The sequence below is a fragment of the Rahnella aceris genome (genome assembly GCF_011684115.1).
Taxonomy (GTDB): Bacteria; Pseudomonadota; Gammaproteobacteria; order Enterobacterales; family Enterobacteriaceae; genus Rahnella; species Rahnella aceris.
The window spans coordinates 15,908-35,866 of record NZ_JAADJV010000005.1 but is presented as its reverse complement, the minus strand read 5'-3'; the positions used below and the strand labels follow the sequence as shown (position 1 = coordinate 35,866).

Annotated in this window: 25 protein-coding genes and 2 tRNA genes; 11 read left to right on the top strand and 16 right to left on the bottom strand. The window is 50.7% G+C overall.

Annotated elements, in window-relative coordinates; all coding sequences use genetic code 11:
- The first annotated feature begins 36 nt into the window (after positions 1–36).
- The 6 genes from GW591_RS20465 (at position 37) to luxS (ending at position 3,776) form a co-directional block, all read left to right on the top strand.
- Positions 37–113: transfer RNA gene (locus GW591_RS20465), tRNA-Arg, on the top strand.
- A gap of 42 nt (positions 114–155) precedes the next feature.
- Positions 156–232 (top strand) — tRNA-Arg (locus GW591_RS20460).
- Positions 233–454: 222 nt separating this feature from the next.
- Positions 455–1,021: a fructose-1-phosphate/6-phosphogluconate phosphatase gene (gene yqaB / locus GW591_RS20455; RefSeq protein ID WP_112152129.1), complete on the top strand. Its 567-nt coding sequence runs from the start codon at positions 455–457 to the stop codon at positions 1,019–1,021.
- Entirely contained in the window at positions 1,018–1,446 is a 429-nt protein-coding gene (locus tag GW591_RS20450) for a YqaA family protein (RefSeq protein ID WP_013574029.1), read from the top strand. Before yqaB ends, GW591_RS20450 begins: the two co-directional genes overlap by 4 nt.
- An 85-nt stretch (positions 1,447–1,531) precedes the next feature.
- Positions 1,532–3,103, top strand: a complete 1,572-nt coding sequence (gene gshA / locus GW591_RS20445; protein ID WP_013574030.1) for a glutamate--cysteine ligase — start codon at positions 1,532–1,534, stop codon at positions 3,101–3,103.
- Positions 3,104–3,260: 157 nt separating this feature from the next.
- Positions 3,261–3,776: an S-ribosylhomocysteine lyase gene (luxS, locus tag GW591_RS20440; protein ID WP_013574031.1), complete on the top strand. Its 516-nt coding sequence runs from the start codon at positions 3,261–3,263 to the stop codon at positions 3,774–3,776.
- 69 nt (positions 3,777–3,845) lie between these two features.
- Here luxS and GW591_RS20435 read toward each other — a convergent pair whose 3' ends face one another.
- Positions 3,846–5,135 carry an HlyC/CorC family transporter gene (locus GW591_RS20435; protein WP_013574032.1) on the bottom strand — a complete coding sequence of 430 codons (1,290 nt, stop codon included), beginning with the start codon at positions 5,133–5,135 and terminating at the stop codon, positions 3,846–3,848.
- Between the two features lie 16 nt (positions 5,136–5,151).
- The gene (locus GW591_RS20430) at positions 5,152–5,943 is read right to left on the bottom strand and encodes a cytochrome C assembly family protein (protein ID WP_013574033.1); all 792 of its coding nucleotides are present in this window, start codon (positions 5,941–5,943) and stop codon (positions 5,152–5,154) included.
- Between the two features lie 164 nt (positions 5,944–6,107).
- Between GW591_RS20430 and ffh the strand changes: the two genes are divergently transcribed.
- The 5 genes from ffh (at position 6,108) to rplS (ending at position 9,700) form a co-directional block, all read left to right on the top strand.
- Positions 6,108–7,469 (top strand): signal recognition particle protein, encoded by a 1,362-nt coding sequence (gene ffh, locus GW591_RS20425; protein WP_013574034.1) that lies wholly within the window; start codon positions 6,108–6,110, stop codon positions 7,467–7,469.
- A gap of 178 nt (positions 7,470–7,647) precedes the next feature.
- Complete coding sequence (rpsP, locus tag GW591_RS20420; RefSeq protein WP_015689395.1) at positions 7,648–7,896, top strand: 30S ribosomal protein S16; 249 nt, start codon at positions 7,648–7,650, stop codon at positions 7,894–7,896.
- Positions 7,897–7,914: 18 nt separating this feature from the next.
- The gene (gene rimM, locus GW591_RS20415; protein ID WP_013574036.1) at positions 7,915–8,463 is read left to right on the top strand and encodes a ribosome maturation factor RimM; all 549 of its coding nucleotides are present in this window, start codon (positions 7,915–7,917) and stop codon (positions 8,461–8,463) included.
- Between the two features lie 67 nt (positions 8,464–8,530).
- Positions 8,531–9,304 carry a tRNA (guanosine(37)-N1)-methyltransferase TrmD gene (gene trmD, locus GW591_RS20410; protein ID WP_013574037.1) on the top strand — a complete coding sequence of 258 codons (774 nt, stop codon included), beginning with the start codon at positions 8,531–8,533 and terminating at the stop codon, positions 9,302–9,304.
- Between the two features lie 48 nt (positions 9,305–9,352).
- Positions 9,353–9,700, top strand: a complete 348-nt coding sequence (rplS, locus tag GW591_RS20405; RefSeq protein WP_013574038.1) for a 50S ribosomal protein L19 — start codon at positions 9,353–9,355, stop codon at positions 9,698–9,700.
- A gap of 91 nt (positions 9,701–9,791) precedes the next feature.
- Here the strand turns inward: rplS and GW591_RS20400 are convergent, their stop codons facing one another.
- From GW591_RS20400 to GW591_RS20335, 14 genes are all read right to left on the bottom strand, one after another.
- Complete coding sequence (locus GW591_RS20400) at positions 9,792–9,971, bottom strand: ogr/Delta-like zinc finger family protein (protein WP_013574039.1); 180 nt, start codon at positions 9,969–9,971, stop codon at positions 9,792–9,794.
- A gap of 64 nt (positions 9,972–10,035) precedes the next feature.
- Complete coding sequence (locus GW591_RS20395) at positions 10,036–11,136, bottom strand: contractile injection system protein, VgrG/Pvc8 family (RefSeq protein ID WP_013574040.1); 1,101 nt, start codon at positions 11,134–11,136, stop codon at positions 10,036–10,038.
- Between the two features lie 2 nt (positions 11,137–11,138).
- Positions 11,139–11,609, bottom strand: coding sequence for a phage tail protein (locus GW591_RS20390; protein WP_015689398.1), 471 nt, complete (start codon positions 11,607–11,609; stop codon positions 11,139–11,141).
- Entirely contained in the window at positions 11,606–13,237 is a 1,632-nt protein-coding gene (locus tag GW591_RS20385) for a phage tail tape measure protein (protein WP_166861313.1), read from the bottom strand. The genes GW591_RS20390 and GW591_RS20385 overlap by 4 nt, the downstream gene beginning before the upstream one ends.
- The gene (locus tag GW591_RS20380; protein WP_013574043.1) at positions 13,230–13,364 is read right to left on the bottom strand and encodes a GpE family phage tail protein; all 135 of its coding nucleotides are present in this window, start codon (positions 13,362–13,364) and stop codon (positions 13,230–13,232) included. Before GW591_RS20380 ends, GW591_RS20385 begins: the two co-directional genes overlap by 8 nt.
- Positions 13,365–13,384: 20 nt before the next feature.
- Entirely contained in the window at positions 13,385–13,672 is a 288-nt protein-coding gene (locus tag GW591_RS20375; protein WP_013574044.1) for a phage tail assembly protein, read from the bottom strand.
- 59 nt (positions 13,673–13,731) lie between these two features.
- Positions 13,732–14,241: a phage major tail tube protein gene (locus GW591_RS20370; RefSeq protein WP_013574045.1), complete on the bottom strand. Its 510-nt coding sequence runs from the start codon at positions 14,239–14,241 to the stop codon at positions 13,732–13,734.
- Positions 14,242–14,255: 14 nt separating this feature from the next.
- The gene (locus GW591_RS20365; RefSeq protein ID WP_013574046.1) at positions 14,256–15,425 is read right to left on the bottom strand and encodes a phage tail sheath protein; all 1,170 of its coding nucleotides are present in this window, start codon (positions 15,423–15,425) and stop codon (positions 14,256–14,258) included.
- Between the two features lie 141 nt (positions 15,426–15,566).
- Positions 15,567–16,115, bottom strand: a complete 549-nt coding sequence (locus GW591_RS20360; RefSeq protein ID WP_119261251.1) for a tail fiber assembly protein — start codon at positions 16,113–16,115, stop codon at positions 15,567–15,569.
- Entirely contained in the window at positions 16,112–17,488 is a 1,377-nt protein-coding gene (locus GW591_RS20355; RefSeq protein WP_119261252.1) for a phage tail protein, read from the bottom strand. The genes GW591_RS20360 and GW591_RS20355 overlap by 4 nt, the downstream gene beginning before the upstream one ends.
- Before the next feature lie 11 nt (positions 17,489–17,499).
- Positions 17,500–18,027, bottom strand: a complete 528-nt coding sequence (locus GW591_RS20350; protein WP_119261253.1) for a phage tail protein I — start codon at positions 18,025–18,027, stop codon at positions 17,500–17,502.
- Positions 18,020–18,928 (bottom strand): baseplate assembly protein, encoded by a 909-nt coding sequence (locus tag GW591_RS20345; protein ID WP_119261254.1) that lies wholly within the window; start codon positions 18,926–18,928, stop codon positions 18,020–18,022. Before GW591_RS20345 ends, GW591_RS20350 begins: the two co-directional genes overlap by 8 nt.
- A 5-nt stretch (positions 18,929–18,933) precedes the next feature.
- Entirely contained in the window at positions 18,934–19,284 is a 351-nt protein-coding gene (locus tag GW591_RS20340) for a GPW/gp25 family protein (RefSeq protein WP_013574050.1), read from the bottom strand.
- Positions 19,281–19,922: a phage baseplate assembly protein V gene (locus GW591_RS20335; RefSeq protein WP_013574051.1), complete on the bottom strand. Its 642-nt coding sequence runs from the start codon at positions 19,920–19,922 to the stop codon at positions 19,281–19,283. Before GW591_RS20335 ends, GW591_RS20340 begins: the two co-directional genes overlap by 4 nt.
- Positions 19,923–19,959: the final 37 nt, after the last annotated feature.

The window sequence follows — 19,959 nt, the reverse complement described above, 5'->3', positions numbered from 1 at the left end:
AAAATGGTCAGGTAAATCTGCAGTAAGAATCAAAATGCACCCATAGCTCAGCTGGATAGAGTACTCGGCTACGAACCGAGCGGTCGGAAGTTCGAATCTTCCTGGGTGCACCATTCTTTTAGCAATTTCCGAAATAAAATCTGTAGTAACCCAATGCACCCATAGCTCAGCTGGATAGAGTACTCGGCTACGAACCGAGCGGTCGGAAGTTCGAATCTTCCTGGGTGCACCATATTTTGTGTATGTTGAAGCGATTTTTGTCTTTCAGCATTAGAAAACCCGCTTCGGCGGGTTTTTTGTTTTCTGGATTTCACGTCTGTATCTCACTCTTCTTTTTCATTTTCCTGATCTTTCTGACGTGTTCTGATGTGCTGTGCGCGTGGACAAAATGCGACTTTCTACAGACTTTGCGATAAAGTAGTTTTCCTGTTTTTTCGTGATCATGGAGCATCCGATGTACGATCGATACGAAGGGCTAATATTTGATATGGATGGCACCATATTGGATACCGAACCTACGCACCGTAAGGCATGGCATCAGGTCTTGACCAAATACAGCATGCGGTATGATGTCGACTCCATGGTCGCTCTGAATGGCTCTCCAACCTGGCGCATCGCCAAGTTTGTTATAGACAGCAATAATGTTGAGATGGACCCCCATCTTCTTGCTGCTGAGAAAACGGCTGCCGTGCAGGAAATGTTGCTCGATACCGTACGTCCTCTGCCGCTGATTGATGTCGTGAAGGCTTATCATGGCCGGCGTCCAATGGCGGTAGGAACAGGAAGTGAGCACTGGATGGCGGATGCACTCTTACGGCATTTAGGGCTGCGCGATTGCTTTGATGCGATTGTGGGGGCCAATGACGTGAAGAATCACAAACCTGCACCGGACACTTTTTTGCGTTGTGCGGAGCTGATTGGCGTGCCTCCTGAAAAATGTGTCGTCTTTGAAGATGCTGATTTCGGTATTGAGGCAGCAAAACGCGCCAATATGGATTTTGTGGACGTGCGTACGCTGTGAGCAGCGCCCTGGCGCTGGCTTCCTTATTCGGCAGCAGCTTTTTAAGTGCCACATTATTGCCTGGGAATTCAGAAGTCTTATTAGTGGCTTTATTGTCAGCTGGCAGCGCAATGCCAGCGGCACTGGTTTTGTCTGCATCAGTTGGCAATACCTTAGGTGGCATAACCAACGTCATCATCGGACGCTTTTTGCCGCAGCTTAAGCCTCAACGTGGACTCAATGTTGCACAGGGCTGGCTGAAGCGCTTCGGACCTGCGGCGTTATTGCTGAGCTGGTTACCGGTGATTGGTGATGTGTTATGCGTATTAGCAGGTTGGCTGCGAATGCCGTGGGGTCCTGTCGTCTTTTTCATGTTTATCGGAAAAGCAGTGCGTTACATCCTTTTGACTTTTGTAACGCTGGAGGGGCTCTCATGGTTCGGTTAGATTGGCATCAGCTATCAATTATGGTCACATCTATGCAGATTCAGTATGCTTGCAAATTAATGGTTTCACCAAGCGGGAGGTCAATTTGATCCCGGATGTATCTCAGGCGCTTTCCTGGCTGGAAGCCCACCCTCAGGCATTAAAAGGTATTCGTCGTGGTATCGAGCGTGAAACGCTTCGGGTTAATCCTGACGGTTCATTAGCGACTACGGGCCACCCGGAATCTTTAGGTGCGGCTCTGACGCATCGCTGGATCACCACCGATTTTGCTGAAGCCTTATTAGAATTTATTACGCCCGTCGATGACAATATTGAACATCTGATGGCGTTTCTCCGTGACATTCATCGTCATGTGGCCCGTGAGCTTGGTGACGAGCGTATGTGGCCGTTCAGCATGCCCTGCTTTATCGAATCCGGACAGGATATCGAACTGGCGCAATATGGTTCGTCGAACATCGGGCGTTTAAAGACACTTTATCGCGAAGGCCTGAAAAACCGCTATGGCGCGCTGATGCAGGTAATTTCCGGCATCCATTACAATTTCTCGCTGCCGATGACGTTTTGGCAGGAGCGGTTGGGCGTGACTGATACGGAAAGCGGGAAAGAGGCGATCTCTGCAGGTTATTTCAAACTCATCCGTAACTATTACCGTTTCGGTTGGGTGATCCCGTATCTGTTTGGGGCTTCGCCTGCAATCTGTTCCTCATTCCTCAAAGGACGTGAAACGGATCTGCCTTTCGAATATACCGAAGGTGGATTGTGTTATCTGCCTTATGCGACATCACTGCGTCTGAGTGATTTAGGGTATACCAATAAGTCACAGAGCAATCTGGGCATCACTTTTAATGATCTGAACACCTACGTTCAGGGCGTGAAGAGAGCGATCCGCACACCGTCTGCTGAATATGCGGAAATGGGTGTGAAAAAAGACGGTAAATATCTTCAGCTGAACACCAATGTGTTACAGATTGAGAACGAACTTTATGCGCCAATCCGTCCTAAACGGGTCACCAAATCGGGTGAAACACCTTCGGATGCGCTGATGCGCAGCGGGATCGAATATATTGAAGTCCGCTCGCTGGACGTCAACCCGTTCTCTCCGGTGGGGATTGATGCAACCCAGGCGCGTTTCCTGGATCTGTTTTTGGTATGGTGTGCTTTAGCGGATGCGCCGGAAATGAACAGCGATGAGCTGCTTTGTACGCGTAAAAACTGGAACCGTGTGATCCTCGAAGGACGTAAACCGGGCCAGACGATTGGTATCGGGTGTAACGATGAACGTCAGCCGTTAGCCAGCGTTGGCAATGCGTTGTTTGCTGATCTGAATCGGGTGGCTCAGATCATGGATAACCAAAACGGTGATCATCTCTATCAGGATGTTTGTAAAGAGCTGGTTGCTGCGTTTGATGATCCTGAACTGACTTACTCTGCCCGCATCCTCAAGGATCTGAAACAGCAGGGCGTCGGCAACCTCGGGCTGGAACTGGCAGAAAAATATCGTCAGATGCTGGTGAGTGAACCGCTGGAAGTGTTGGATGAAAGCGCTCTGATGGCTGAACAGGATGGTTCATGGCAGCGTCAGCGCACACTGGAAGCCAGTGATAAGCTAAGCTTTGAAGAATACCTGGCTGCGAATGCAGGCAGTAGCAATGAGTAGAAAAGAAAAAGGCCACAATTAATGTGGCCAAATAAACATCTCTGTTTACAGGGATGATGATAACAAATGCGCGTCTTTCACTAATTAAGACCCGCATGCTGGGAAAAGGTTTCCTGAGTTCGTAAAAAAAATTAATTTATTTAGGAGAGGTGACGATATGCCACTGTTGGATAGCTTTACCGTAGACCATACCCGTATGGCAGCACCTGCTGTTCGCGTCGCAAAAACCATGAAAACCCCGCACGGGGACACGATCACTGTGTTCGATCTGCGTTTCTGCCGCCCGAATATTGAAGTGATGCCGGAACGTGGTATCCACACGCTCGAGCACCTGTTCGCGGGTTTCATGCGTAATCATCTGAACGGTAACGGTGTTGAAATCATTGATATTTCTCCGATGGGTTGCCGTACCGGTTTTTACATGAGCCTGATTGGTGTGCCGGAAGAGCAACGGGTTGCTGACTCCTGGAAAGCAGCGATGGCTGACGTTTTGAAAGTGAAAGAGCAGCGCCAGATCCCTGAGCTGAATGAATACCAGTGCGGGACTTACGAAATGCATTCCCTGAAAGAAGCCCAGGAAATTGCACAGCACATTCTCGATCATGATGTTGTTGTGAACCATAACGATGATCTGGCTCTGCCAAAAGAGAAATTGTCCGAACTGCACATCTAGTTTTTAGTTTGTGCGGATGACAAAAAAGACGCGAAATTCGCGTCTTTTTTATGTCTGAAATTCAGAGGATTAGCGCTGATTCACACTGCTTTGCAACGGTTGTAACGGACGGACCTGCACCTGTTTGATCATGTTGTCCTGAACATCCAGGATCTCAACTTCATAGTCCTCAATGCGCAGATTAGTACCGATTGTCGGGATCTCTTCCAGCACTTCCAGCAGCATGCCGTTGATAGTTCTCGCTTCTTCGGCTGGCAGATGCCAGTTAAAGGCTTTATTCAGTTCCCGCACGTTCGCGCTGCCTTCGATCAGTACTGAACCATCACTTTGCGGCGTGACTTCTTCTGCCAGCGTTGGCGACATCGACGTCGTGAAATCACCGACGATTTCTTCGAGGATATCCTCAACCGTTACCAGCCCCTGAATATCACCGTATTCATCAACCACGATGCCCACTTTCTTTTTATTTCGCTGGAATTTTACCAGCTGAATGTTCAGCGGCGTGCCTTCCGGAATGTAGTAAATTTCGTCAGCGGCGCGCAGCAGATTTTCTTTGGTGAACTCTTTTTTCTCGGTCATCAGGCGATAAGCTTCGCGCAAACGTAGCATCCCAATAGCGTCGTCGAGTGAGTCTCGGTAAAGCACAATACGGCCATGAGGTGAGTGGGTAAGCTGACGAATAATCGATTTCCAGTCGTCATTGATATCAATACCGACGATTTCATTGCGCGGAACCATGATGTCATCAACAGAGACTTTCTCAAGATCAAGCACGGAAAGCAGCATGTCCTGATTCCGGCGCGAGATATTCGAGCGTGACTCGTTCACGATGGAACGCAGCTCTTCTTTACTGACGGCGTCACTGAGGCTCGTGGTGGTTTTGATACCGAACATTCGCATCAGCAAACGCGAGAGACTGTTAAGGATCCACACCAGCGGCATCATAATGGTTTGCAGCGGACGCAACAAAATGCTGCTCGGAAACGCGATGCGTTCAGGATTCAGGGCGGCAAATGTTTTAGGCAGCACTTCTGCAAACAGCAGTACGACAAATGTCAGTACACCCGTGGCAATCGCTACACCGGCATCGCCGTAAAGACGGATGCCCACAATGGTTGCCAGAGCGGAAGCAAGGATGTTGACCAGGTTGTTACCGATAAGTACCAGACTGATCAGCTGGTCCGGGCGTTTTAACAGCTTTTCGACGCGACGCGCCGCGCGGTTACCCTGTTTAGCCAGGTGACGTAACCGGTAACGGTTGAGTGTCATCATACCGGTTTCGGAGGCTGAAAAATAAGCCGAAACCACCACCATGATGATCAATGTGATGATCAGGGTTGTTGTTGAGACGTGCTCCAACGGGTATTCCTTTTAATTAATGAACCATGATTTGCTGGATCAGGCGACTGCCAAAATAGGCAAGAGTAAGCAGGATGGCGCCCGCCATGCTGAACCATACCACGCGACGGCCACGCCAGCCTTCGTGATAATGGCCCCACAGCAGAACGATATAAACAAACCATGCCAGTATCGATAAGACAGCCTTGTCGATATTCTCTGGGCTGAACAGGTTGTTCAGATAAAGTAATCCGGTGCACAACGTCAGCGTCAGTAAAATAACGCCAATCTGAGTGATGTGAAAAAGTTTGCGTTCAATACTCATTAACGGCGGCATATCAGCCGTAAACGTCAGGCGTTTATTCTTTAGCTGATAATCCAGCCACGCCAGTTGCAACGCGTAAAGGGCGGCAATCATCAGCGTGGCATAAGAGAATAATGCCAGGCCGATATGTACCAGTAAGCCTTTGCTTTCTTCAAGATGCGTGATGAATTCGCCAGGAAGAAACGTCACGAACGCCAGATTGATCAGCGAAAAGCTGTAAACAATTGGCAAAACAAACCAGCCGCGATTGCGCGAGGCTACGATGGTCATCACCGTTCCGATGATTAAACTGACCACCGAACCGATATTGACCAGGCTGAGGTTCTGGCCGGTGCTGACGTCGAAAATACGTTGCTGCAATGCGACAGCGTGGCAAACAAGTGCCACCACAACGGAAATCAGTGCTAAACGCCGGTATGCGCTGTTCTTCCGGATGATGCTCGGAATGATCAGCGCAAGGCTGAGCAGATAGGCCAACATGGCGACGAGAGCAAAAACTGACATAGCGTTTCGGTAGCATCGAAAAGTGAATGAGAACCGCAGTATAACGTTACCCGCGTCACGCTCCAACCTATCTGAGATGCCAAAGCAGAGATCGTCCGCGCTTCGTGTTATAATCCCGCAATTACGTCGCAAAAGCGGCCTGTCATTACGTTGAGCAAGAGACGATGTTTGAGAATTTAAGCGATCGATTGTCGCGCACACTGCGCAATATCAGCGGCCGCGGGCGGCTGACCGAAGAAAATATCAAAGAGACATTACGTGAAGTGCGTATGGCCTTACTGGAAGCGGACGTTGCGCTGCCGGTCGTACGTGACTTCATCAGCCGGGTGAAGGAAAGCGCTGTTGGCCATGAGGTCAATAAGAGTCTGACGCCGGGGCAGGAATTCGTCAAAATTGTCCAGAAAGAACTGGAAACTGCGATGGGCGAGGCGAACACCGAGCTTAATTTAGCAGCGCAGCCTCCGGCCGTGGTTCTTATGGCGGGTTTACAAGGTGCAGGTAAAACAACCAGCGTCGGTAAACTGGCGAAATTCCTGAAAGAAAAGAAAAAGAAAAAAGTACTGGTGGTGTCCGCCGACGTTTATCGCCCTGCGGCGATCAAACAGCTGGAAACCCTGGCGCAGCAAGTTGAAGTGGATTTCTTCCCGTCTGATGCACAGGAGAAGCCGGTTGATATCGTTAGCCGCGCCCTGCAGCAGGCGAAACTGAAATTCTACGACGTGCTGATTGTCGATACCGCCGGCCGTTTACACGTCGACGAAGCGATGATGGACGAAATCAAACAGGTACATGCCGCGATTAATCCGGTTGAAACCCTGTTTGTGGTTGATGCTATGACCGGTCAGGATGCCGCGAATACCGCGAAAGCGTTTAATGAGGCGCTGCCGCTGACCGGTGTGATCCTGACAAAAGTCGACGGTGATGCCCGCGGCGGTGCTGCGCTGTCGATTCGTCACATCACCGGCAAGCCGATTAAATTCCTGGGTATGGGTGAAAAAACCGATGCGCTGGAGCCGTTTCATCCGGATCGTATTGCCTCCCGTATTCTGGGTATGGGCGACGTTCTCTCACTTATCGAAGATATTGAGAGCAAAGTTGACCGCGCGCAGGCTGAAAAACTGGCCAGCAAACTCAAGAAAGGCGACGGCTTTGACCTGACCGATTTTCTCGAGCAGCTCAAGCAAATGCGTAATATGGGCGGCATGGCGAGTATGATGAGCAAACTGCCGGGTGTCGGTCAGTTGCCGGATAACGTCAAATCCCAGATGGATGACAAAGTGCTGGTGCGGATGGAAGCGATCATCAACTCGATGACGCTGAAAGAGCGCGCTAAGCCAGAAATTATTAAAGGTTCCCGTAAGCGTCGTATCGCGATGGGTTCCGGCATGCAGGTGCAGGACGTCAACCGCTTACTTAAGCAGTTCGACGATATGCAGCGCATGATGAAGAAAATGAAGAGTGGCGGCATGGCGAAAATGATGCGTGGCATGAAAGGTATGATGCCACCAGGTTTCCCTGGCCGTTAATCGACGTCACTGCCTATATATCAGCCATATAGGTGGCTCATGCAAAATGGTGGCTAAGGTTTCTACGCTTTAGATTGCTTTTTGCGCCAAAATGAGTAAAATTTTCGGGCTTTTTATATTGCAACCAGACCCCGTTCCCCGATGGGGTCTGGTTGTTTTATTAACTAAAGAGGATGTTATGGTAACAATTCGTTTAGCACGTGGCGGCGCAAAAAAGCGTCCGTTTTATCAAGTAGTAGTGACCGACAGCCGCAACGCTCGTGACGGTCGTTTCATCGAACGCGTAGGTTTCTTCAACCCATTGGCTTCTGGCCAGGCTGAAGCACTGCGTATGGATCTGGACCGTGTTGCCCATTGGGTTGGTCTGGGTGCTACCGTTTCTGATCGCGTTTCTGCGCTGATCAAAGACGCTAAGAAAGCAGCTTAATCTGTCGCGGTGGTGGCAATGAGCAAGCAATCCAATCCAGTGGTACCCGCTGAGCCGTTAGTTCTTGGCAAAATGGGTTCAACGTACGGCATTCGTGGTTGGCTCAGAGTGTTTTCATCCACCGAAGACGCTGAAAGCATCTTTGACTACCAGCCCTGGTTTATCCAGCGTGCCGGTAAGTGGCAAGTTGTCGAGCTGGAAGGCTGGAAACGCCACACTCAGGACCTGATTATCAAAGTCAAAGGCGTTGATGATCGGGATGCCGCGAATCTTCTGACTAATTGCGAAATTGTCGTCGATTCAAAGCAACTGCCTCCACTGGAAGACGGTGACTACTACTGGAAAGACCTTTTCGGTTGCCAGGTAGTGACAACTTCCGGTTACGAACTGGGCAAAATCATCGATATGATGGAAACCGGTTCTAACGATGTGATGGTAGTTAAAGCCAACCTGAAAGATGCCTTCGGACTCAAGGAGCGGTTGATTCCGTTCCTCGATGGGCAGGTTATCAAGAAAGTCGATCTCGCTACTCGCACTGTTGAAGTAGATTGGGATCCTGGTTTTTGACCTCCGTAGTGTTTACTGATGTAAACAACGTCTGGTTGAGCGGTCAAACATTTGGAAGGGGTAGGCTATGTGGATTGGTATAATTAGCCTGTTTCCTGAAATGTTCCGCGCAATTACGGATTACGGGGTAACTGGCCGGGCAGTTAAGAATGGCCTGTTGAGCGTAAATTGCTGGAGTCCTCGTGACTTCGCATACGATCGACATCGTACCGTGGATGAGCGCCCTTATGGCGGTGGTCCCGGAATGCTGATGATGGTGCAACCCTTACGGGAAGCTATTCATGCAGCAAAAGCAGCGGCAGGCGAAGGTGTGAAGGTGATTTATCTTTCACCTCAGGGGCGCAAACTGGATCAAACCGGTGTTTGCGAGCTGGCGGCCCATCAGAAAATTATTCTGGTTTGTGGCCGTTATGAAGGGATCGATGAGCGCATAATTAAAACCGAAATTGATGAAGAATGGTCAATTGGCGATTATGTTCTTAGCGGTGGAGAGTTGCCGGCAATGACTCTGATTGATTCAGTTTCCCGCTTTATACCGGGCGTTCTGGGTCGTCAGGCTTCAGCAGAAGAAGATTCTTTCGCTGACGGATTGTTGGATTGTCCCCATTATACCCGCCCTGAAGTGTTGGAAGGCATGGAGGTACCGCCAGTTTTACTGTCGGGCAACCACGCTGATATACGTCGCTGGCGCCTGAAACAGTCGCTGGGTCGAACCTGGCTTAGAAGACCTGAACTTCTGGAAAACCTAGCTCTGACTGACGAGCAAGAGGTGTTGCTGAGAGAGTTCCAAAAGGAACATCGGCTCAGTCAACAAAACTATGAAGGGAACGCCAAAGCATAACGCGAGGCCGTCCCGATATATCAGTTTACCTAGGGTAAGAGACATATTATGAGCAATATCATTAAACAAATCGAACAAGAGCAGATGAAGCAAGACGTACCTGCATTCCGTCCAGGTGATTCTCTGGAAATTAAGGTATGGGTCGTTGAAGGTTCTAAAAAGCGTCTGCAGGCATTCGAGGGCGTGGTTATCGCTATTCGTAACCGCGGTCTGCACTCTGCATTCACTGTTCGCAAAATTTCTAACGGCGAAGGTGTTGAGCGTGTATTCCAGACTCACTCCCCGGTAATCGACAGCATTACTGTTAAACGTCGTGGCGCCGTTCGTAAAGCTAAACTGTACTACCTGCGTGAGCGTACTGGTAAGTCTGCTCGTATTAAAGAGCGTCTTAACTAAGGTATCGCTAACGCGACATCTACTAGTTAATATAGAACAAGGGGTTAGCCATCGGCTAACCCCTTTTTTTACATCAGTGACTACAAAATGGCTACGCAGTGGCAGGTTGGCTACCCGGTTTTGAGATAACCCGGGCGACTGATTCATGCGTCGCAAAAGTACAACTGCATTTGATATTCTGGCACTGATGATAGCGTTCCTTGGTCGATTCACTCAGATAGCGGCTCGAACGCGTATGGGCTACTTTTCCGCAAAGTGGACAATGCATCATAAAAACCTCCGGCATAACAGGTAAGCGATGAGGTAATTATGAACTCATAACTCGCAAAAGCAAGTTATAGTTGCAAAATTGAAGACTGATAAGTGATATCTGCAACATAAGGTTTCAGAATCAATTTAGTAGTAAAACCTTTCTCATTAATCTCATGCAGAGCGGAATCAATCACCCAGCGCTGACTGTCGATCACGTCTTTAAACCCTTGCACATTGACCGGAGATTGCGCACTCAAATCAGCACGTCCCAGGGCCAGCCGTATGCTGAATGTTGCGGCATCATTCTGAATCTGATTGAACACTGAATCCGCAGCCCGCTTAGCAGTCTCTTCGTCAGGAAATATTTTGCCCAGTTCAAGAACATTTGTCCCGGATCCCGCGATGTAACTGGCAGGCTGGGCTTCTTTGCCTTCTGCGGGCGAACGCTTGAGAGCAACATTGCTGGTGGTCGCCGTTTTGAGATCATGCCACTGCGCCTTCACGCCATCGTATGCCTTCTTATCGACCATCTGATAGTTGTGGTTATCGCCGTCACTGCGGACAATGGTTTTCCAGGGGATTGCTTGTCCGGAAGAGGTTCGACCGGTGCCTGCTTTAAAAAATAAAATTGCGCCGTTTTTAACCGTTACCTGCGCACCGTAACGTTGTGCCAGCCGGGTGAGAAAGTAGCTGTCCGTTTCGCTGGTCTGGTCAATATGCGGGATCTTAACGCTATCAAGTTCCTGCGGGATTACTGGCAGATCTAATTTATTCCGGCTTGAAATGATTCTGACAATCGCGCCGAGCGTGTAATCATCGTAAGACTGGCTGATTTTGTTATCAAAGGAACCGCGGAAATCTGCGCTGCGGGCAACCACACCTATTTTGTCCGGAGAGCCGGAATGAGTGACTGTATCGACCGTGAAATAGCCGCAGTCATAGAGCGCCTGTTTCGACCATCCCAGATGCAGATGCAAAACGGTGCCGCGAACGGGCATTTGCAATTGCCCGTCGCTGTCATCGAAGGTTAAATTCAATGTGTCTGCGGTAAAACCGCTGTTATCCGTGACAGATAAACTGATGATCCGAGCAGAGATATTTTCTTCCAGCACCTTATTTTTTATCGTCAGCGTGAATGCGGGCGTGATGCGTGCGCCAACGGGTAGCTGCAAATCAGTAAGCATGATCAGACTCCGCTGGCGAAATTGTTGAGTGCCGAACTGGCCTTGTTATATAAGCCCTCGGCCTGGGTCAGCAGATCGCCGAACATGGCGGCCTGCGATTCATCGACGCGCGTCAGATTGAGCGTGAAATTGATGCTTCGCGCCTGGCCGCTGGAAGTAAACTCGGCATTGTCATTGGCTATACTTTTGATAACGAACATGCCGTAAATCGTGCCACTGCCTTCAATGAGCGGCCATGCCCGCCCTGAATCTGCCATGCTCTGCAGTGCCTGCAAATAGCGCATGCCGCCGGTCATTTCAGGCAATAATTGCCCGGTGATTTTTATCGTTTCCTCACCCAGCCCGAGAAACTGCGAGACCGGACGCTGTCCGAAACGCGCGTTCGCCCCCCAGCCATAGTTCACCTGACGGTTCGTATTCTGATAGGGCAGCGTGCTCAACTTAAATACAAATAAACCCAGTGACATCATCATGAGTAAATCCCTCCGTTGTTGTACTGGCTGAGGAGATTGTTGGTATTGTTCCATTCCCGCTGGTTAATGGAATCCTCGATCCAGGCTCTGACCTGGTTATGATCCGTCTCCGGGGTAGCTGTGAAACTTAAATTTACCGTCGTTGCCCGGTTATCCGTCAGGTTGTTGGCCACGCTGCTTTTAGCTGGCTGATACAGGTTCAGCGCACCGCCGGTTGGGGAGATGCCATCTAAGGGCGGTGTTGAAATATCCGGGCGTTCAGCGGGTTCATTGTCACCAAAAATGGAGTCCCATCCTTTTTTCGCCCAGCTAAAGACTTCGCCGATTTGAGAGACGGCTTTATTCAGCGTGACGAAAATCTCTGCGATCGCTTCTCCGACCCCTTTGCCGATATCAGTGAAGCCGCTCAGGGTGTCCTGAGTGAAGTGGATTGGCTCAAACAAATCCGTAATCCATCCCAGCGCGGTTCTGAACGGTGTAAACGCGCCACTTATTGGCCCCATTGCAGCAGTAAATCCGTCAATTACTCCGCCGACAAAGGCACTGATCGGTTCCCAAAGTTTCACTACGGCGATCCCGATCCCGGCGATCAGTGCGATGACGGGCAGAAGTGGCAACCCGATGGCCGTGAACGCTGCGGCAATCATGCCACCGGTACCGGTAAAAATAGTCCCAAGCAAACCGGCTCCCGCCATCAGCATACTGATGCCGCTGAGCACCGGCGCGATGACCATGCCGAGCGCACCCATACCGCCGACAATGCCCGTGATGCCTAATGCCAGACCGAGCAGGGAATTCACCAGCATAGGATTATCGGTGATCCAGGTATTGATCGTGCCCAGCCAGCTGGTAGCCGTTTGCGTCAGTTCACGCAGGGCGGCACTTTGCCCGTCAAAAAGATTGATACGGATAGTGTCCCAGGTGGCAAATAACTTAGTGATATCGCCATCCAGATTGTCGCCTTTCACGGTCACCGCCATCTGCGCAGCAGGCGTTGCGCCATTCAGTGCCGCCGGTGTTTGTTCCAGAACCTGATCGGCATTCATTCCGCCTTTCGCTAATGCCTGCTGTCTGGCGACAACCTCCGCCGGCGAATGGCCGGAAGCCGCCATCGAAAGACTTTGCTGACGCAGAGCGGCAATGTGCGGATCGTCATTTTTCAGTCCGAGGACCGACTGCACTTCAGCCAGCCCGGCCTCCAGATCTGCACCCGGTTTGAGAAAAGTTTGCGCCAGCGCCAGTTTCGGTTGTGCAAAGGAAAGGGCTGATGAGCTGATATTTTTTAACTGGCCAATTTTCAGTTCGCGATTTTTAAACTGTTGCCCGATCTCCAGCCCTTTCTGTTCCATTTGCATCGGGCGTTGCTGCCGCAACTTTTCTGCCGGCTGGCTGACCACCGCCTTTTTCAGGCCGGAAAATGCCTGCGTTTCGGTTTCGCTGTCCGGGGCGAAAAGCGACTTTTCAAACTGAAGGGAAGCATCAGTGATGTCTTCTGAGACGACGCTGAATAATGTCTTCCCGGGCAGCATCAGCAGGTTTTCTCTGACCTTGTCGGTTTCGGCCCTGAAGGTGGCCAGATCCTGATTTATTTTTTCCAGCGTGTGAGGTAACTGTTCGAGATTACTCATCTGTTTTTACTCCGCTGCGTTGCAGTGCCTTATGTCGCCAGTTCAGCAGATCGGTGAGTGACATACCGTCCATCTCGGACGGCGGCCAGTGAAATATCACCGCGATATCTGCCATCAGGTCATCCACGGTGAGGCGGGGCGCAATACTTACGCCACCGGTTTCGGCGATAAAAAACCTATCACCTTACCTGCCAGCGCGATCAGATCGGGAAGCTCCAGGCGCGAGCATTCTTCTTTGGTCAGATTCGGATACGTGATGCGCGGCAAAATAGTGATCAGCGCGTCCACATCGGCGTTCGCCAGCGCCGCGAGGCCGATACCCCGCAGGCTGCCGGCTGTGGGTTTAGTCACCTGAACTTCAGTGATTTCCATTTCACCGCGTTTTAGCGGAACATCCAAAATCACGGTGTTGTCGTTGATATCAGTGAGATTCATACGTTTTCCTGCTTAAATCGGAAATCAAGCCGGCAAAAGCTGCCGGCTCAGGGAAGGGATTACAAGCCGAGCGCGGTGCGGTGTTCCGCCAGACGGTCAACGCCGTTGACGACTTCCACCATATTGACGGTGTCGATCTCAATCAGCTCTTTGCCGTCGATGGTCAGTTTGAAATACGTACACTGGGTGGTGACTTTGGTTTCAGTATCTTCACCCTGTTTGTACTCGCCGAAATCAAACTCTTTGTGACGGCCGCGCATCATCACTTCGACTGCGGAGACATCACCGGTGTCGTCGCGCTGCAATGAACCGGCAAACCGCAGCGGAATGTCTGATGTGCTGCCCCATTGTTGCAGAACCAGCTCATCCAGACCGCCGATGGACCATTCCAGCGTCAGCGCATCGTCATCCAGCCCGAAGTCCACCGCGACCGAACCGCTCATGCCGCCGCCACGATAGTTTTGCAGTTTACGGGTGAGTTTCGGCAGCGTCAGTGAGGAGACCAGACCGAGGTAGCTGTTCCCGTCATTAAACAGGTTCAGGTATTTCAATTTCTTAGGAAGTGCCATGAGTTTTTGTCTCCTTAGCTGTTTACGGACGCGGCAAAGTTCACCAGGTAAGAGTCGGTGATACGCTGGCGCAGGGTCAGATCTTCCAGTGGAGGAACCGGAGTGTAGTCGTAATCGATATACAACTTACCGGCCTTCAGAGTTTCAGCGGTGTTCGCGGTTTCGTCATACCAGCAGTCGCCGTCAATGATGTAACCCGCTGATTTCATTTCGCGCATTTTGGCTTTGATGCCGTCAATCATGTCGCGCACCAGTGTCGGGGTCATTGGTTTATCGACCGCCCACATGTGCGCTTCGGCCATGGTGTCGGCCAGAACCTGCGCTGTACGGGTGTAGTTTTCGAACAGGAACAGTGTGTCATCGCTGCAGGTCCGGTTGCCCCAGAAACGGAAACCGTCTTTGCGCACCAGTGTTGTCACACAGGCTTCGTTCAGCAAATCCGCGTCGGTACCCGTTGCCTGCAAATCCCAGAAGACACTGGCGGACAGACCGGTAACACCGTTAACGCCGACGTTGGATAAGGTTTTATGCCAGCCAGTGTCCTGGTCAATTTTGGCGCGTAAACCCAGAGCGCGGGCGGTGGCATAAGCGATATCAGACTGGCTGGTGGTGGTATTCCAGTTAACAAAGTCTGGCCAGATCAGCATCAGCTCGCGCTGGCTGAAGTTGTCGCGGTATTTGATCGCATCAGAAATGGTTTTTGCACCATAAACGCTGACATAACCGAACGCACGCAGCTGCTGACAAACACCTGCCAGCGCGGTCGCGACAGCCTGATTATCCAGACCAGGAACACCCAGAATACGAGGCTTCACGCCCAGCTCTGCCTGCGCAGAAAGCAGCGCTTTCATACCGGTGTAACGGCCATTGGCATCAGAACCGCCAATGATGTTGCTGGTGGTTGCGGCTTCATCTTCACCCGTGGCGACACGTACCACGACGGTGACCGGTTTACACTGGTCTGCAATTGCCAGAAGCGCGGCACGCAATGTTCCGCTGGTGCCCGCTTTACCGCTGGCCGCCAGAACGTCAGTGATCAGAACCGGGGTATTCAAAGGGAAAACAGTCGCATCCGCATCTTCTGCGGTACAAACCATGCCGATAATTGCTGTGGAAACGGTGGAAATAACGCGGGTGCCGTCGTTGATTTCGACAACACGCACGCCGTGATGATAATCAGCCATCAGGGTGACTCTCTCTGTTGTGGGTGGTAAAGCAAGGATGCCGGTTCGCAACAGAAAGCGCATTTGATCAGGGGCGTGGGGGCGGTGGCACAACAGAGAGGGGAAATAAAATAATAAAAAAGCCCCCGAAGGGGCTTAAGATCAGGCCGGAATTTCGGGCCAGGTGATGTCAGGGGCAGTGGATGTATCAATTCTATTAACGAGTATTCTAAATATCATCCAGTCCTTTAGGGTTACTAATTCGTCTTCACTTGCCATTGCGAGTTCTTTAGCATCTTGTAATGGTGTAATAATATTCGTTGCCTTATTTAATAATTCCCTCTTTTTTTCATCTGCAATTTCTTGGTTTTCAAGTGGGGTATAAACTCTGGCTACAATTTTATTCCCATCAAAAGTCCAGTTCCCACCACTTACAGGAAGTGTGAAATTGTCGGTGAATTCTTTTAACTCTGTAATGCAAAAAGATTGTGGCCAAAGAGTGGATGCATCATGACTTGCAGATATGATTAATCCGTTACTTTCCTCATACACTATTTTTAAGGTGTCTTTTGAAAATCGTTTTTGTAACTGATACCAGTCATTACCGTGAGTATCTTCAATAAAAACAATTCCATGATTCTGGGCCAGAGTTAATTCTTCATCAGTAAGTTTATTACGAACTGTAAAAGGACCATAACTTTGAATTTTCATGCATACCCCACTGTATACCAGTTGCCACCGACTGCTTTTTGAAGAGGACGGAGTCTGATCCAATAGTTAGAACTGCCAGCATCTTTGAATGAAGTCATAACACCACCGCCCATCCTTTCGTTATTGCCGCGCTCCTGAAATTCTGCTGACGCTGCTAATCTGATATCCGAAACGAAACTCCCATATACCCAATTTCGGACATTATTCTCTGAAATATTAACTAAGTTTTGAGCATCGTTATGCATGTTGGTGTTATTATTTGCCAGCCACGTATTGAGATAGCCATTCCATACTGAACCATAGATGTTTCCATCTGAATAATGAGTTGCCGGGCCAAGTTGCAAATAAACATCAGGTCCGTTTAAATGAAGTGAACCTCCATTTCTAAATGTGTAATAGGCCTCTGCGCCACCTGACGCGACATGAAATCCTAATGCTGCATATTGGCCAATGGTTTCTTCAAAATATGAATCGGCAAATTGCCCTCCGTTCCCCTGAAGCCTTAAACCATTTGTCACATTAGTGTTCGCATTGACTGCATACCAGCCATTTTTTCCAATTAATCCTTTCCCATTAATTATGAAGTCATTGGAAACTATTAATGAGTTTACTGTGTCACCACTGGTATTAACAAAACGATTATCAGAGTCCGTTATGCTATAAGCACCGACATCAGTTGCAGTAAGATTAATATCTGCACTGAGAGCTTTCCCGTTAACTTTTCGGGTATTTGGAACACGCCCGTTAGCATTATCATTTGCTGATTTTGCCAGATCGTAAGACGTTTTTACCGCTTTTGGCGTAGCTGCCAGAACTTCACTGGTGCTATCCACCGCGCTGTTCAGCTGCACAAAACCTTTAGCGGTCAAGGTTCCGTCGGGGTGACGTCGTGAGGCTTCATGTTCTGCCAGCAGATTATTAACGTATTCTTCGGTCGCAATAATCAGGGTGTCGTCGATTGTAAGACTAACCGCATCGGTATCTGTTACGGTTAACACCATGCGCAGGGTTTGCGTCCGGCCAGAGCCTTCTTCGAGAGTGGGTTTATAGCTGTCAGCCATATTGCTGACGGCAATCAGCTCCCCTTGTGCTGAAAACAGCCCCATCTCACGCATCCAAAAACCGCCGACACTTGCCGGAATAATGGCTTCCGCAATAATCCAGTTGGCATTTTTATTGTCGATTTTGATCGAATTCAGCGCCAGACGGTAGGTTTCATGGACCAGCGCCGTCTGACCTGCGGAGGGTTCCGTGGCGCTGCCATTACCGTCACCGACGGCCAGATGGGTGATATTGACGTCTTTTCCACTTTCGATAGCTGATGCAATGCGCGCCTGCCCGATGGTGGTAACGATGGATTTGAATTTGCTCATAAAATTCCTTATCAGTCCGGATAAACAGTGAGTATTTCTGCGTCATACATTGCCGCAGCCAGATAGACGGTGCCGGGAATATCCTGGGTAATGGTCAGCCCGATCAGGTGACGGCTGGCGGGTTTCGCATCATCAATCAGGCGCTCCATTTCTTCGTACATGGCTTCATCGATACCCGAATCCAGAACGCCGATATCGAGTTTGAACGTGCCCGGCGGATCGTCGGTTTCCCACCATTCGGTGACCTTAATGACATAACCCAGAGGCTCGACCACGCGTTTGATGGCGCTGATGGTGCCTTTATGCTGATGGATGAACCAGGCAGACTGAATCACGCTGCGTTTTGTCGCTGTTGGCCATTCGCTGTCCCAGCGATCGACAGAAAGTGCCCATGCCAGATAGGGCAGAAATTTTGCCGGGCAGGTTTGCGGATCCCATAAGGTTTTCAGCGGAACATCCACACGGGCCAGTTCCGCGCAGGCTTCGGCAGCTGCCAGTTCCAGCGCGGATGAACCACTGGGCAGCAGCCTGTTACTCATCGGAACCTCCGACGGTAATCACGTAATTTGTACAATAAGAGGCTTGCGTGCTGTCGAGCACAATGTCTGCGGTGGGTTTAGCAAGCTCAACACGCTGGACGCCTTCGACATGCAGTGCGGCATAGATGGCGGAAAGCCTGATATCGCGGCCCAGGCGATGTTGATCGCTGATATAAGATTTCAGTTTTTCTTCGGCTGCCAGAATGATAGGTTCAGATTCTGGCCCCGGATACAGATAGAGCGTGGCATCAATTTCATAAGGCACCACACTGGCTGATTGCACCAGAACCCGGTCGGCAACAGGTCGTACATTTTCGTCGTTCAGTGCGATACGGACTTTCGTTAATAAGTCTTCCGGAGCGATACCATTGGCTTCACGCGACAGCACAGAAATAGTGACATTGGCGGGGGAGGGACTGATAACCGAGATGTCCGCCACCCGGCCATCTGCAGACAAACCGTGGAATTCGTATGACCCGGACGGGCCGGCAACACTCATTCCTTCAAAGGCCTGCGGGATGCGCGTTCGGAAATCTGCATCACTTTCCATGACAGCTGCGACTGGAGGAACTGTGGAGTTATCTGCAGGCGCCAGCACCAGTCTTTCTACGCCATTATTCGCCGCAAGCTGATCCAGATCACTGCCCGTCGCATAGGCCACCATCACGGCGCGTGCGGCTTCGTTCACCCGCTGGCGCAGGATCAGTTCGCGGTAGGCATTCTCCTGCAACAGTTTGACCAGCGGTTCGGATTCCAGCGTCAGCGTGCGGCTGATGGCCTCCTGCTGATCGGCTGGATAGAGCGAAATCAGCGTCGTTTTACGTTCTTCAAGCAGGCTTTCATAATCCAGTTCTTCGACCACATCAGGGGGCGGTAACTGGCTTAAATCGATCGTTGCCATAAGTGTCAGCTCACAGGAATATTCAGGGAAAAATCCGTTGCCGTGTCGTTACGGCTTCCGGTCAGTTCCACCACCATCTTGCCGGTGTAATCGGTCTCGAAAGTGATGGCATTCAGTGAAATGCGGGGTTCCCACTGCAACAATGCGGTGTAGCAAATTGCCATCATCTGCAGTTGCAGTGCGCCGTTTTGCGGCTGGTCGATCAGCTCAGAAAGTAACGAACCGTAATTGCGGCGCATCACTCTGGAACCGACCGGTGTATTCAAAATGTCGCTCACGGACTGGCGGATATGGTCGAGATCTTCGATAGCCATACCGCTGTTTCTGTTCATCCCCAGGTACTTGGGATTGCTCATTGCGGGCCTCCTGTCTGACCGCCGCCGGTCTGAACACCGCTGTGGCGGTGAGTGTGCACAACGATGCCGTTGGATGTCAGGCTGCCGCCGCTGTGGGTTAAGTTGCCGGTCAGCGTGCCGCCTTGTTTCACCTCGAGAGATCCGGTAGTCAGTTTGCTGGTGCAAACTACTTCCGGCGTGTCGAGCGTGATGCGGGTGCTGGCGGTACAGCGGATTTCGGGTGCGGTCACCTCAACCTTTTGCGCTGCGTTAATCACGGCTGTTTTAATTCCCGTCACTTTCAGAGCGCTTTGTGCCGGTTCGTATTCAAAAACTGCGCCGTCCGGGAAGGCCAGATGAAAGGCGTCCGGCGAGGCAGATGGGGCGGGCGAAGCATCAGAAAATACTGCCGGTAACACGAATGCCGTATTAAGCTCGCCGCCCATCGAGAGCAGCAAAACCTGTTCACCGACGGAGGGCGCCCACCAGCTGCGCGTACGTCCGGCGCGATGCGTCATCCACGGCAGCCAGGCTGTCACGTTGCTGCCCGTTTTGACGCGGCAGCGGGCGTTGGCAAGATCCAGTTCGGAGACTTTGCCGATGCGTACCAGATTGCCAATCAGCCGCATTATGTCGTTGAGTTGAAGAGTCGTGTTCATGGGATAAAGGATGCCGTTTCAGAGGGTTGAGCGACAA

Coding starts and splice junctions, on each gene's coding strand:
- yqaB (WP_112152129.1), top strand. CDS start 455: ATGTACGATCGATACGAAGGGCTAATATTTGATATGGATGGCACCATA.
- luxS (WP_013574031.1), top strand. CDS start 3,261: ATGCCACTGTTGGATAGCTTTACCGTAGACCATACCCGTATGGCAGCA.
- GW591_RS20430 (WP_013574033.1), bottom strand. CDS start 5,943: ATGTCAGTTTTTGCTCTCGTCGCCATGTTGGCCTATCTGCTCAGCCTT.
- ffh (WP_013574034.1), top strand. CDS start 6,108: ATGTTTGAGAATTTAAGCGATCGATTGTCGCGCACACTGCGCAATATC.
- rpsP (WP_015689395.1), top strand. CDS start 7,648: ATGGTAACAATTCGTTTAGCACGTGGCGGCGCAAAAAAGCGTCCGTTT.
- rimM (WP_013574036.1), top strand. CDS start 7,915: ATGAGCAAGCAATCCAATCCAGTGGTACCCGCTGAGCCGTTAGTTCTT.
- trmD (WP_013574037.1), top strand. CDS start 8,531: ATGTGGATTGGTATAATTAGCCTGTTTCCTGAAATGTTCCGCGCAATT.
- rplS (WP_013574038.1), top strand. CDS start 9,353: ATGAGCAATATCATTAAACAAATCGAACAAGAGCAGATGAAGCAAGAC.
- GW591_RS20400 (WP_013574039.1), bottom strand. CDS start 9,971: ATGATGCATTGTCCACTTTGCGGAAAAGTAGCCCATACGCGTTCGAGC.
- GW591_RS20395 (WP_013574040.1), bottom strand. CDS start 11,136: ATGCTTACTGATTTGCAGCTACCCGTTGGCGCACGCATCACGCCCGCA.
- GW591_RS20390 (WP_015689398.1), bottom strand. CDS start 11,609: ATGATGATGTCACTGGGTTTATTTGTATTTAAGTTGAGCACGCTGCCC.
- GW591_RS20385 (WP_166861313.1), bottom strand. CDS start 13,237: ATGAGTAATCTCGAACAGTTACCTCACACGCTGGAAAAAATAAATCAG.
- GW591_RS20375 (WP_013574044.1), bottom strand. CDS start 13,672: ATGAATCTCACTGATATCAACGACAACACCGTGATTTTGGATGTTCCG.
- GW591_RS20370 (WP_013574045.1), bottom strand. CDS start 14,241: ATGGCACTTCCTAAGAAATTGAAATACCTGAACCTGTTTAATGACGGG.
- GW591_RS20365 (WP_013574046.1), bottom strand. CDS start 15,425: ATGGCTGATTATCATCACGGCGTGCGTGTTGTCGAAATCAACGACGGC.
- GW591_RS20360 (WP_119261251.1), bottom strand. CDS start 16,115: ATGAAAATTCAAAGTTATGGTCCTTTTACAGTTCGTAATAAACTTACT.
- GW591_RS20355 (WP_119261252.1), bottom strand. CDS start 17,488: ATGAGCAAATTCAAATCCATCGTTACCACCATCGGGCAGGCGCGCATT.
- GW591_RS20350 (WP_119261253.1), bottom strand. CDS start 18,027: ATGAGTAACAGGCTGCTGCCCAGTGGTTCATCCGCGCTGGAACTGGCA.
- GW591_RS20345 (WP_119261254.1), bottom strand. CDS start 18,928: ATGGCAACGATCGATTTAAGCCAGTTACCGCCCCCTGATGTGGTCGAA.
- GW591_RS20340 (WP_013574050.1), bottom strand. CDS start 19,284: ATGAGCAATCCCAAGTACCTGGGGATGAACAGAAACAGCGGTATGGCT.
- GW591_RS20335 (WP_013574051.1), bottom strand. CDS start 19,922: ATGAACACGACTCTTCAACTCAACGACATAATGCGGCTGATTGGCAAT.